At 47.4% G+C, this 11,640-nt stretch carries 11 protein-coding genes and 1 riboswitch; of the genes, 8 read left to right on the forward strand and 3 right to left on the reverse strand.

What is annotated here, in order from left to right; translation table 11 throughout:
* The first annotated feature begins 13 nt into the window (after positions 1-13).
* The 4 genes from baeR (at position 14) to yegQ (ending at position 4,444) form a co-directional block, all read left to right on the forward strand.
* Complete coding sequence (gene baeR, locus Dpoa2040_RS02920) at positions 14-751, forward strand: two-component system response regulator BaeR (protein ID WP_168640233.1); 738 nt, start codon at positions 14-16, stop codon at positions 749-751.
* A gap of 121 nt (positions 752-872) precedes the next feature.
* On the forward strand, positions 873-1,835 hold the full coding sequence (locus tag Dpoa2040_RS02925; protein WP_042872062.1) for a glutathione S-transferase family protein: 963 nt from the start codon (positions 873-875) through the stop codon (positions 1,833-1,835).
* 306 nt (positions 1,836-2,141) lie between these two features.
* Positions 2,142-2,873, forward strand: a complete 732-nt coding sequence (locus tag Dpoa2040_RS02930) for a CatB-related O-acetyltransferase (protein WP_042872064.1) — start codon at positions 2,142-2,144, stop codon at positions 2,871-2,873.
* Positions 2,874-3,067: 194 nt separating this feature from the next.
* Entirely contained in the window at positions 3,068-4,444 is a 1,377-nt protein-coding gene (gene yegQ, locus Dpoa2040_RS02935) for a tRNA 5-hydroxyuridine modification protein YegQ (protein WP_168640234.1), read from the forward strand.
* Between the two features lie 189 nt (positions 4,445-4,633).
* Here the strand turns inward: yegQ and psiE are convergent, their stop codons facing one another.
* The 3 genes from psiE to Dpoa2040_RS18315 form a co-directional block, all read right to left on the reverse strand.
* Complete coding sequence (psiE, locus tag Dpoa2040_RS02940; RefSeq protein ID WP_042872069.1) at positions 4,634-5,041, reverse strand: phosphate-starvation-inducible protein PsiE; 408 nt, start codon at positions 5,039-5,041, stop codon at positions 4,634-4,636.
* Between the two features lie 195 nt (positions 5,042-5,236).
* Positions 5,237-6,040, reverse strand: a complete 804-nt coding sequence (gene thiD, locus Dpoa2040_RS02945) for a bifunctional hydroxymethylpyrimidine kinase/phosphomethylpyrimidine kinase (RefSeq protein ID WP_168640235.1) — start codon at positions 6,038-6,040, stop codon at positions 5,237-5,239.
* Positions 6,037-6,297 (reverse strand): hypothetical protein, encoded by a 261-nt coding sequence (locus tag Dpoa2040_RS18315; RefSeq protein ID WP_227983130.1) that lies wholly within the window; start codon positions 6,295-6,297, stop codon positions 6,037-6,039. The genes thiD and Dpoa2040_RS18315 overlap by 4 nt, the downstream gene beginning before the upstream one ends.
* A gap of 35 nt (positions 6,298-6,332) precedes the next feature.
* Positions 6,333-6,429, reverse strand: a riboswitch (TPP riboswitch).
* Positions 6,430-6,739: 310 nt separating this feature from the next.
* On the opposite strand from Dpoa2040_RS18315, the gene Dpoa2040_RS02955 reads away from it, so the two are divergent.
* The 4 genes from Dpoa2040_RS02955 to Dpoa2040_RS02970 all read left to right on the forward strand — a co-directional run.
* On the forward strand, positions 6,740-8,713 hold the full coding sequence (locus Dpoa2040_RS02955; protein ID WP_246867229.1) for an autotransporter outer membrane beta-barrel domain-containing protein: 1,974 nt from the start codon (positions 6,740-6,742) through the stop codon (positions 8,711-8,713).
* Positions 8,714-9,005: 292 nt separating this feature from the next.
* Positions 9,006-10,082, forward strand: coding sequence for an LD-carboxypeptidase (locus tag Dpoa2040_RS02960; RefSeq protein WP_168640236.1), 1,077 nt, complete (start codon positions 9,006-9,008; stop codon positions 10,080-10,082).
* Between the two features lie 818 nt (positions 10,083-10,900).
* Complete coding sequence (locus Dpoa2040_RS02965; protein ID WP_168640237.1) at positions 10,901-11,326, forward strand: hypothetical protein; 426 nt, start codon at positions 10,901-10,903, stop codon at positions 11,324-11,326.
* Between the two features lie 87 nt (positions 11,327-11,413).
* A partial coding sequence (locus Dpoa2040_RS02970; RefSeq protein WP_168640238.1) for a hypothetical protein occupies positions 11,414-11,640 on the forward strand: 227 nt, incomplete at its 3' end.

Consider the following 11,640-nt stretch of genomic DNA (forward strand, 5'->3'; position numbering starts at 1 on the left):
CACAGGAATCGACATGACAGCATCGTCTCCTGCAGTGGCGGGTAATGAAAACCTGCCGGTGTTGATCGTTGAAGATGAGCCTAAACTGGCCCAATTGCTGGTGGATTACCTGCAGGCATCCGGTTACCGCACTCACTGGCTGACGCAGGGCGAGGAAGTCGAGCCTTGGGTACGGGAACATCCTTGCCAGTTGATCCTGTTGGATCTGATGCTGCCGGGCCGTGACGGCCTGACGCTCTGTCGCGCCATTCGCGGTTTTTCCAACGTGCCGATTATCATGGTGACTGCACGTACCGACGAAATCGACCGGCTGCTGGGGCTGGAAATCGGCGCCGACGATTACATCTGCAAACCCTACAGCCCGCGTGAAGTGGTCGCACGGGTGAAAACCCTGCTGCGCCGCTGTCGCTGGCAACATGAGCCGCTACCAGGTGATGCGCAGCCCGCATTGCTGATAGACCAAAACCGTTACCAGGCTAGCTACCTTGGGCGACACCTGGAACTGACACCCGCCGAGTTTCGACTGCTGAAAACCCTCTCTGCCGAGCCGGGGCGGGTCTTTTCGCGCGAACAGTTGCTCGATCATCTGTATGACGATTACCGGGTGGTGACTGACCGCACCATCGACAGCCACATCAAGAACCTGCGCCGCAAGCTGGAAACCTTTGATCAGGAAACATCATTTATCCGCACGGTGTACGGCATTGGTTACCGCTGGGAAGCCGCCGCCAGTCAGGAAATATCTACGTAACGCCATGACGGCGGTCATGCCGTCAAAGAAACTGTCTGACCCGGTTAAAAATTTGCAATTTCCTCTCAGCTTCGGGCTGCTAGCATACTCATCAAACATAATAATCATGATGAGGGTAAACATGTCGGGATTAGTCAATGGCAAGTGGGTCAATGGCGATGTAGCGGCTGAAGAAATCAAAGGCGGCGCATTTCACCGTCAGGAAACCCGGTTCCGTGACACAACGCTGGCCCCGGAAGCTGGGCGTTATCAGTTGTTCGTCTCGTATCTTTGTCCGTGGGCATCTCGCACGTTGATCTACCGCAATCTGAAAGCCCTGCAGAACGTGATAGCACTGTCGGTAGCAAACCCCTGCATCGGTGAACAAGGGTGGGAATTCAGCACCCCGCAGGATGCAGGCGACAACGTAGCGCCGGTGCGTTACCTGCACCAACTCTACACCGCCAGCGATGCGCATTATACCGGTAAGGTTTCAGTGCCGGTGCTGTGGGACCGTAAAGAAGGCCGCATCGTCAATAATGAATCGTCGGAGATCATCCGCCTGCTCAACCACGCGTTCAACGACCTGACCGGTAACCAGTTGGACTTTTATCCGCCGGACCTGCAACCGGAAATTGATCGCTGGAACAGCCTGGTTTATGACAACATCAACAACGGCGTGTACAAGACCGGTTTCGCCAAAACCCAGGAAAATTACGATCAGGCGGTCACCAACCTGTTTGCCTCTCTCGATACGGTGGAAGCGCATCTGGCCCATCACCGCTATCTGGCTGGCGATACCCTGACCGAAGCTGACTGGCGGCTATTTGTTACGCTGGTGCGTTTCGACGCCGCTTACCATGGCGCATTCAAATGTAACATCCGCCGTCTGGAAGATTACCCGCACCTTTCCGGCTATCTGCGTGAGCTGTACCAATGGCCGGGAGTCAAAGAAACGGTCAGGCTGGATCACATCAAAGCCGGTTACTACAGCATCCTCTGGCTTAACCCCACCGCCATTATTCCAAAAGGTCCGCAGGTGGACTTCGAGCGCCCACACCAGCGCGATCTGGTCGGCCCGTCAGCGGGTATTCGTGTCTTTTAGAAATCACCTTCGCTAAAAAAACTATCTAACGGTGGTGGTTCACTAACACCACCTACCTATATATTACCTACTCCCCAGCGCATCCCTATCACTTACAGATATTACCCCATCTCACCTGGCATAAATAATAACTTATATACATTACTTTGAATTACAGTAATTGCCATATGATTTCAAAATTTTAATATTAATAAGATAACAATCTCGCAAATAATAGCATCATGTTAGCTATTCATTTATCATGCCTTTCACTTCTAAGAGCTCATCGTAATACAGACCAAAAAAACATCAATTCAAAGGGAAATTATGAATATTTCAACTGATGATGATTGCCTGGGGTTCGATACAACCTCTCCTAATGCTAAAAATTTTAAAATCATCAAATACAGCGACGGCTTTTTCAGTTCTATTCCACATGATTTTTTCCAGAACTGGCTAGGTGAGCAATCTGACGTTGGCTTATTTCATATTGGTAAAGCATCAGGTGTTGGTGTTGGCTCCATGGTAAAATATGACTCTGACCAGCAAAGCTTAAGGATAGGTAGATTTGTTTCAGGTGGTTCCCGATTAAAATTCATACTGAATGGGCAGCACGAAATGCGAACCATATCAACAGCCATGTTCGCCATCTTTGGTGATGGACTCATGAATCCCGAACAACCTCAATACCAGGACTCTGTCATCAAAAATGATGTCTGGATTGGGGACGAAGCCATGATGCTGGGTGGTGGTATTATTGAAAATGGATGTGTTATTGGTGCGCGGTCATTACTTCCTCCCAATTTCAGAAGTGAAGCGTATGGAATCTATGCCGGAACGCCTGCAAAACTCATCCGCTTTCGTTTTCCAGAAAAAGTTCGGGAAGCGCTATTAGATATCGCCTGGTGGGATATGCCTAATCTGTTTGCATGGATAAAACATCACATGCAGTATTTTTTTGCTGATCTGACCCATGATGAAGCACGGAGCCTGGATGTTCTATCCGAGCTAAAAGAGAAAAAACAACAGTGGTTAGCAAAGACTCAACAGCAACCCTAAGCCTCATCATTAAAAAAATAACATGGCGCTGGCTTGCAGACGTCAAGCCAGCCATCTTTAAGCCACTCGCCTTTTGTTACCCCGTTTTTGTCCATTGACTACTGATTTTTCCCGCCGTTGGCGTTAGAATCTGCCGCCTTTACTGTTCCCCCACCGGGAACAGCCTGACCTGTGATCAGACTTGAGAAAACACCATGTTTAAACCGGAATTACTCTCTCCGGCCGGTACGCTGAAAAATATGCGTTACGCCTTTGCCTATGGCGCAGATGCAATTTATGCCGGCCAGCCTCGCTACAGCCTGCGTGTGCGCAATAACGAATTCAACCACCAGACGCTGGCGCAAGCCATCAATGAAGCCCATGCGCTGGGCAAGAAATTTTATGTGGTGGTCAACATCGCGCCGCATAACGCCAAACTCAAAACCTTCCTGCGTGACCTGCAACCGGTTGTCGAGATGAACCCGGACGCCCTGATCATGTCCGACCCAGGGCTTATCATGATGGTGCGGGAAAACTTCCCGCAGATGCCGATTCACCTGTCGGTACAGGCCAATGCAGTCAACTGGGCGACGGTGAAGTTCTGGCAGCAGATGGGGCTGAGCCGGGTGATTCTGTCACGCGAGCTATCGCTGGAAGAAATTGAGGAAATCCGCCACCAGGTGCCGGACATGGAGTTGGAAGTTTTCGTCCACGGCGCACTGTGTATGGCCTATTCAGGCCGCTGCCTGTTGTCTGGCTATATCAATAAACGCGACCCCAATCAGGGCACCTGCACCAACGCCTGCCGTTGGGAATATAACGTGCAGGAAGGCAAAGAAGACGTGGTGGGCAACATTGTGCACATCCATGAACCGATTGCCGTCACACAACTCGACAGCGCTCAGCCAGAGCCGACGCTTGGCATCGGCGCACCTACCGACAAGGTATTCATGCTGGAAGAGAAGCAGCGCCCAGGTGAATACATGAGCGCGTTTGAAGATGAACACGGCACTTACATCATGAACTCACGTGATCTGCGCGCCATTCAGCATGTAGAACGCCTGACCAACATGCAGGTTGCTTCGCTGAAAATCGAAGGCCGCACCAAATCCTTCTATTACTGCGCCCGCACCGCGCAGGTATACCGCCGCGCCATTGATGACGCGGTAGCCGGCAAACCATTCGACCCGACGCTGCTGCAAACGCTGGAAGGGCTGGCGCACCGCGGTTATACCGAAGGCTTCCTGCGCCGTCACGTCCACGAGGATTACCAGAATTACGACTACGGTTACTCGGTATCAGACCAGCAGCAGTTTGTCGGAGAATTTACCGGCAAGCGGCGTGATGGGCTGGCAGAAGTGGCGGTCAAAAACAAGTTCTCCCGTGGCGACAGCGTGGAAATGATGACGCCGGGCGGCAACATTCAGTTCACTGTCGATACCCTGCTCAACAAAAAAGGTCAGGCTATCGATGTCGCACCGGGTGACGGCCACATCGTGTATCTGCCGGTGCCGGATGATATCGCACTGGAATACGCGTTACTGCTGCGTAATCTTCCCGGCACCAGTACCCGCAATCCACACGCGAAATAACAAAAAAGTGACAAAATAATGCCAATTGTGACAATTTTTAGAATCAGATCACATCAATGGCATGGTTAACTGGCTATTATTGCAGCGCTGAGAAAATACAAAACGTAAAATAAGCGTAGTAATGCTACTAGGAACCACCTCCTTGGCCAGCTCAATCTCCCTTGAGCTGGCTTTTTCTTTTCTGGCTACTTACTCCCGCTTCAGGCGTGGGCTATTCACCAGATAGAGCGTAATCACCAAAATCAGGATCGCACCGGAATAGGTAAAGGTATCCGCCGGGTTTTTATGATCGACAATAATCAACCGCACGATGGCGGTAATACCGATGTAAATGAAGTAGCGCAGCGGGAAGTGATAACCGGATAGAAAATACTTCACGATCAGCGCCAGAAACTCAAAATAGAGAAAATAAATCACCAGACTTTCGATCAGCATATACGAAGACTCTTTTTCATTGCTGACCAGCAGAACCGAGGCCAAATGCCAGGTTTCCTTGCCCAGAAAAATCACCAAAATCACCGCCAGCAGTAACAGACCCAAATTAAGTATCGTCTGTAGCCCTTTGGCAATCATGACTGCACGCGCTGAACCCGCCATGAGCATCTCCTCAGTCCTGTCATTCAGAGAAAACACCGCTCAGAAAAAAGCCTCTAAAACCCGGCAAGCGTTAGCCCCACCACACAGGCAATAATCTGACACAGATCACAAAATTACCGGGTCATCTGCAGGCTGTCTATGCAATATTATTACCATTTATCTAAATTTCTTATCGCTTGTATCAGGACACCACCTTTACCACCAGTGGTGAAAATGGTGTACCGGGCCGATGCCATAACCAACCTCTAGCGAATCCGCCTGCTCCAGCGCCCCTTGCAGCCAGACCCGCGCGGCGGACAAGGTATCCCGCCAGTTATTATGACGAGGTCGCAACGCTGCCAGCGCAGCCGACAGCGTGCAGCCGGTACCGTGCGTATGCCGGGTGTTGACGCGCGGCGTACTCAACCGCACCGGCTCAACATCCGGCATGAACAGCCAGTCCGGGCTTTCGCTGCCGTTCAGGTGGCCGCCTTTCATCAATACCGCCTGACACCCCATTGCCAGCAATGCTTCCCCTTGCCGGCGCATGTCTCTTTCATCGTCAGCAAGCGAGCACCGTAATAGCGCCGCTGCTTCCGGCAGGTTGGGGGTAATCAGCGATACACGCGGCAACAGTAACTGGCGCACCACCTCCACCGCATCTGGCGCCAGTAGCGCATCACCGCTTTTCGCCAGCATCACCGTATCCAACACTACATAAGGCACCGGGTAGCACAACAGTCGGTCCGCTACGGCTTCCACAATATCCCTCTGTGCCAACATGCCGATTTTGGCGCTATCAATGCGTACATCACTCAGCACCGAATCCAGTTGGGCGGCAACAAACGCCGGTTCAATGCGATAGACCGACTGCACGCCGCGTGTATTCTGCGCCACCAGCGCGGTAATCACGCTGGTGCCGTAAACGCCCAGCGCTGAAAACGTTTTGAGGTCAGCCTGAATGCCCGCGCCGCCGCTCGGATCAGTACCCGCGATAGTCAGTGCGTTGAGACGTTTCATACCAATGCCTCCCGGTTCAGGGTATAGAGCGCATCCGAAAACGCGTGGATGAAGCTCTCCGCGCCACTCGCCCATTGCCCGAAGCGGAGCACCACAACACAAGCGGCGGTAGCATGACAAGGGCGGTGCCTTTCCTGCGAACAGAAATCAGTCACCATCTCATGGGTAAAACAATGTGTCAGCGGCGCGCGTGAGCGGAAAGCATCAAGGGAATCTGCGAAGAATGCAGCGGGGAAACGTACAGATCGAGCGTTCATAAACCTCCCAACCAGCGTGAAAGAAAGCGGTACCGGTGGGGATACCGTGACTTCCCTACGCTGGCATTATCCAGATCAGGTAATACGGGTTTTTCTCAGCCTTCACGCAGAAGGGCACCCCGAGTCAACGAACGCCATTATTGGAAGCATTAGCGAAAAAGATCAATGACAGATTAAAGAAGGTTAGTAGCAGGCATCAGCCAGCTTCATCATTTTGCCCGGCACAAATCAGCACCACCATCCTTTAATCGACATCAACAACAAACCCAATAACCCGCCACCTGAAATATGAAAGGTATAGATAAGATATATCTCATATATTGCTACTGAAATATTAATGTCATTACAACACTAAATTATAAACCTGAGCCATTGCATTTAAAATTTAAGCCACAGTGTAGATAACGCCATTCATTATTTAAAAATCAGGAGCATCAGACTTATGCCGGTCATTAAAAAAATCGCCAATATATTTCAGTTCATTAAAAACACAACATACTGTTTCCGCCGGTCTATTTTCTTTGCAACTCACCAGAGAAATAGCAATAAAAAAAATATATTACTCATTAATAAGATAAAAAACAGTGTGATTGACATACGTTGGATGTCATGGGTCACATCAAGACTATTACCTCTTTTTACTGTGCTATTCCTTTATACCCTGCCTGTGCAGGCGGCAATGTTCAACAACGCTGTGGTTTTTGGTGATAGTTTGAGTGATGCAGGTAATCTTTCACAGACATTAGGACTAGGTGTTTCAAGGTTTACCACTAATCCTGGAGAAAATACTGCCATGTATGTAGCCGATGGCTTAGGTTTATCCGTCACTGCTTCATCCTCCGGGGGGACTGACTTTGCCTGGGGTGGAGCCGGTATTCTTAATAACTATTCGCTGGGTATCCTTTTCTCAAGCACGATCCAATCTCAGGTTAACAGTTACTTGCAAAATAACCATGCCAGCGCGTCAACACTTTATCAAATGTGGGGAGGCTCCAATGACATATATGCCATCTACGAGTCCGCCCCCACCACAGCAACAGCGGAGATTATTCCCGTAGCGCAGGAAGAAGTATCATTATTGAACAGCCTATATCATGCAGGTGGGAAATATGTAGTGGTTTACAACCTTCCTAACCTTGGAGCAACTCCTGACGGCATAAGTCATCACCTGGAAAAAAAATATCAGGACGTGGTTAGCCAATATAATCAGACATTAAACAACGGTCTCGACACACTAAGTAAAGATGGGCTTAATATCATTCCTGTCAATACCTATAAAATTATGGCTGAAATCATGGCTAATCCATCAGCCTATGGCATCATCAATACGACTCGTGGCGCCTGTGACACCCTATCATCACTTATCTGCTCAACCGGAGATTATGCCAAAGGAACTGAAAATACCTATCTTTTTGCAGATAATGTCCATCCCACCACGGGTGGTTACAAGATGCTTGCCAGTGTCGTTTTGTCTGAAATGGCAGCGCCCGGTAAAATCTCGCTGCTGAGCCAGGGTCCACTGGCAGCCACGAAATCACAGTACAATCTGCTACGCAATGAAATTCTGGCCGATACCCGCGGGAATGAGACACGCGTATTTTTGGGTGGCGATTACCGCCACGCCCGTTCAACCGACAATACCTTGCCAACCAACGGTAATAATCGCTTTATCTCGGTCGGCGGCGACGTGAAATTGAGTGAAAATTTTAACGTAGGTGCGGTGGTGACCCAGTCTAATCAAACAGCGAACATTAGTGATGCGGGTTATAAGCTGTATGACAGCAGCATCGCGCTTTACGAGGTCTATCACATCGATAATGCCTGGCTGAGTACCTTCTTCAATGCTGGCCGCTCCAACTTTAATGATGTTTATCGCACTATTCATATCGGCCCGGCCAATCGTCAGGAATCTGGTTCAGTAAACGGGCATCACCTTGGAGGGGGTATTGATGGCGGCTGGTGGTTCAGTCTTGGGCCGGTTAAAACTGGCCCTTTTGCCCGCCTTGAGCGTCAGTTCGTTAAGGTATACCGCTACAGTGAGCACGGAGATGATAGTTCTGCCATGTGGTTCTCGGCACAACGCCGTAATTCTCTGGTTTCAGGGATTGGCTGGAGAGCTCAAGGGCAGTGGTCTGTATTCGGTTTGGAAACTATCCCGTTCGTCGAGATCGCCAGGAATCACGATTACATGGCTAATACTCCGCAGATAACAGCTGGTTTGAACTCCATGAGCGGCTACTTTTCTATGCCAGGGGCTGATTCAGAGAAAAACTGGAACTCGGCAGATGCAGGAATGACGATGAATATTACCACCAACCTCCACACATGGGTGCAATATTCCAGTCAGTTTGATGGTAATAATATCAAGAAAGGAAACTATGGCGTCAGTGCCGGTCTGGAGTATGCTTTCAGATAAATAATAATTGAATAATTTCACCTATATTTTCGCTATTTTTAGTACATACATGGGGTTAAAACCCCCCATGTATTTATGATGAAAAATATGATTCACCTACAATTAACCCACACTAATTTTCCTGACAAGAGAACTTCTCACCGAAACAAACATTAATAAAAAACAAAAAAGGAACATTGAATTACACCACTTAACAAAAAAACACAATTAAGATTTATCCGAAAGAAATCACATCATCGATAAACATTGCTATAAATGGAGAGTCAAAAAAAGCAACGAACTGGAGAATAAAATGAAACCTTTGTTAATAACAATCACATTATCAACCTTAACATCGCTATTTTTTAATTATCCTGCTTTCGCTACCCCTCCTCATAATAAACTATCTCCATCTTGTTGTGAAAAAACACCCCCAGATAATGCACCTTCATCCGATAAATTGATATATCTCATATCCGTTTCTTCTCAGTATGATGAGGATAGCATCCCAGAAATAAAGCAAGTATTTTCCTCTTCCGGATATAATATTGATACAACCTACCTGCATCAAAACCCAACACCGTTAGGTTATACAGACACCGATAAAGCTCGTGCAGATACACTCATCAAGGCTCTGACAGACAAGAAAGTAAAGTACCTTTGGTTTGTCAGAGGAGGAGAAGGCGCACTTAATTTATACCCTTATCTGTATGCAAAAAAAGCAGAGATTGCTAAATCAACCCCCAAAATACTCATCGGATTCAGTGATGTCACAGCAATTCATTATTATGTCAACAATGTAATAAAATGGCCAAGCGTTCACGGAGTTTTTGCATCTTACAATAAAGAGATGCACGCTATAGATCCTAAAAGAGAAATTAATATGTATAGCAGTATTAATGATACATTTTCTGCCATTTCTAAGGGAGTCACATACAATGAAATTTTACCCATGAATGCTGCCGCACATGCTGGAGCCACTGGAATTGCAAGCGGCAGTAATCTGACGTTGATAAAATCATTTTTTTCAACAAAGTATGAAGAACAATACTCAGGAAAAATATTGTTATTAGAAGATATCAATGAAGCGCCACAGCAGCTTGACCGGGCATTACATCAACTCAGCTATAAGAAGAACTTCCATCCTAAGGCAATAATTTTTGGACAATTCTACAAAGATGACCTGGATGAAAAAAGCAAACAATTATATGAAAACATCATCAGCGATTTTTCCCAAAAAAACAATTACCCTGTATATTATTACCCCAAATTTGGTCATGGATACACTAACTCCCCTTTTCTTCTGGCGAAAAAACTAGAGATAACCTGTAAGGAAAAATATAATTCTTGCAGCCTTAAGCAGTCACCACTTTACCAGCATCTGAAGTAGGTTGTGCCACGCATAATTCCTGGCTAACTCAGAATGATACCATCACGTAATACAGTAAACGGCTCATCTGAGTCGTTTCCCAAGCCCTATAATATATAAGGATTTGGTAGTGATTGATCTGGACCGATCCGTCACTTTTACCGTCAAACGCATACATCTTTGGCTGGTGCGGGAGATGGAGCAATTTGCGGGGCGTTGACGTTTCCAGGCTCATTGTCAATCAGGTTTCATTATAACGGACTGCTGGATGGTCATGGACGGTTTTCAGAAAGATGCCCCACCGCTTTATTTTTCTCGTCTGCGATTTCATCATCTCTCCGGTAATGCCTCTAATTAATTTCTGATAATCGGTATGTATTACAAAAAATAAGTGATAAGTCACCGCCTACAAAAAAGTGCTTAAGAATGCACCAGAGGGAAACCTGGAAACTTATTTTAGCACTTCATTCACAATGATAATGCATGTATTTACCCCGGAAGATACTGCTACTACAGCACCCCTGAACATATCAATGTAAATTACCTATTTTTAGCTTTACATCCATTACTAAAAAAACCAAACAACACACAGAAAAATATAATTATTAGATTTAGTGACATAGCCGCACGTTAACAATGACATGCAAAAAAACATCCAACACAACAATAAAATAGAAATGAAAACTTAAAACAACCCACAAACGCCAAAATAAAAAATTTGGGAAAACTCCCATGTATTTATCGGTGCGGATAATAAAAACTCAATTTAATACACTATTTAATTTAATCACGAGAGAGAGTGCTTCGTGAAATTTAAAAATATAATTGTGCTAGCAGGCATGATCTTATTTCACCCGATTCAGGGAATCGCTCAGCAAGCCAATGTCAGTGCTACCAATATTGCTCTAAGCAGCCCGAAGGCATCTTTCATTCTTGTTGGCGCAGGAGGAGCTGGTGGCGCGGGTGGTCAGGGCGGTGCGGGAGGGGCATTAGGGGGAGACGGTGGTGCAGGTGGCGCGGGTGGAAAAGGTGGCAATGGCGGAAACGACGGCAATGGAACCGGTAATGCCAGTCAAAATGGTAACGATTCCAATAATGACAACGGAAGTAAAAACGGCAACGGTTCCGACCAGGGTAACAATAGCAATAACGGTACCGGGAATGCTAACGGCAGTGGTGACGGGAATGGAAATGATGCAGGTAACGGCGGTAGTGGCGGTGGCGGTGACGGCGGTAGTGATGGTGGCGGTGATGGTGGCGACTAAAACCGCCGACCCTTTAGATTTATTATCATTGCTTCTGCCATTAAAAACATGGTGGAAGTCTCATAAGAATCAGTATGAGGACAACTGATGAAATTCATCAAGTTATGTACTGCATTGATAGCCTCTGCATTTACCCTTGCTTGTCCATTTTACTCTACGGCTCAGGCTTCCGATGACACGAATAATATATCCGCAGATCAATCCACCACACTACCACATGCAGGTAAAGACGGATTAAAAGGCAGCGGTGAAAACGGAGGTTCTGGAGGTAAAGGAGGAGCTCCGGGCGCGGGTATCAATGGTGGTAACGGGGG

It is taken from the genome of Dickeya sp. CFBP 2040 (genome assembly GCF_012273755.1).
Lineage (GTDB): Bacteria > Pseudomonadota > Gammaproteobacteria > Enterobacterales > Enterobacteriaceae > Dickeya > Dickeya poaceiphila.

Coding starts and splice junctions, on each gene's coding strand:
- Dpoa2040_RS18315 (WP_227983130.1), bottom strand. CDS start 6,297: ATGAACGCTCGATCTGTACGTTTCCCCGCTGCATTCTTCGCAGATTCC.
- psiE (WP_042872069.1), bottom strand. CDS start 5,041: ATGGCGGGTTCAGCGCGTGCAGTCATGATTGCCAAAGGGCTACAGACG.
- Dpoa2040_RS02965 (WP_168640237.1), top strand. CDS start 10,901: ATGATCTTATTTCACCCGATTCAGGGAATCGCTCAGCAAGCCAATGTC.
- Dpoa2040_RS02960 (WP_168640236.1), top strand. CDS start 9,006: ATGAAACCTTTGTTAATAACAATCACATTATCAACCTTAACATCGCTA.
- yegQ (WP_168640234.1), top strand. CDS start 3,068: ATGTTTAAACCGGAATTACTCTCTCCGGCCGGTACGCTGAAAAATATG.
- Dpoa2040_RS02955 (WP_246867229.1), top strand. CDS start 6,740: ATGCCGGTCATTAAAAAAATCGCCAATATATTTCAGTTCATTAAAAAC.
- Dpoa2040_RS02925 (WP_042872062.1), top strand. CDS start 873: ATGTCGGGATTAGTCAATGGCAAGTGGGTCAATGGCGATGTAGCGGCT.
- thiD (WP_168640235.1), bottom strand. CDS start 6,040: ATGAAACGTCTCAACGCACTGACTATCGCGGGTACTGATCCGAGCGGC.
- Dpoa2040_RS02930 (WP_042872064.1), top strand. CDS start 2,142: ATGAATATTTCAACTGATGATGATTGCCTGGGGTTCGATACAACCTCT.
- baeR (WP_168640233.1), top strand. CDS start 14: ATGACAGCATCGTCTCCTGCAGTGGCGGGTAATGAAAACCTGCCGGTG.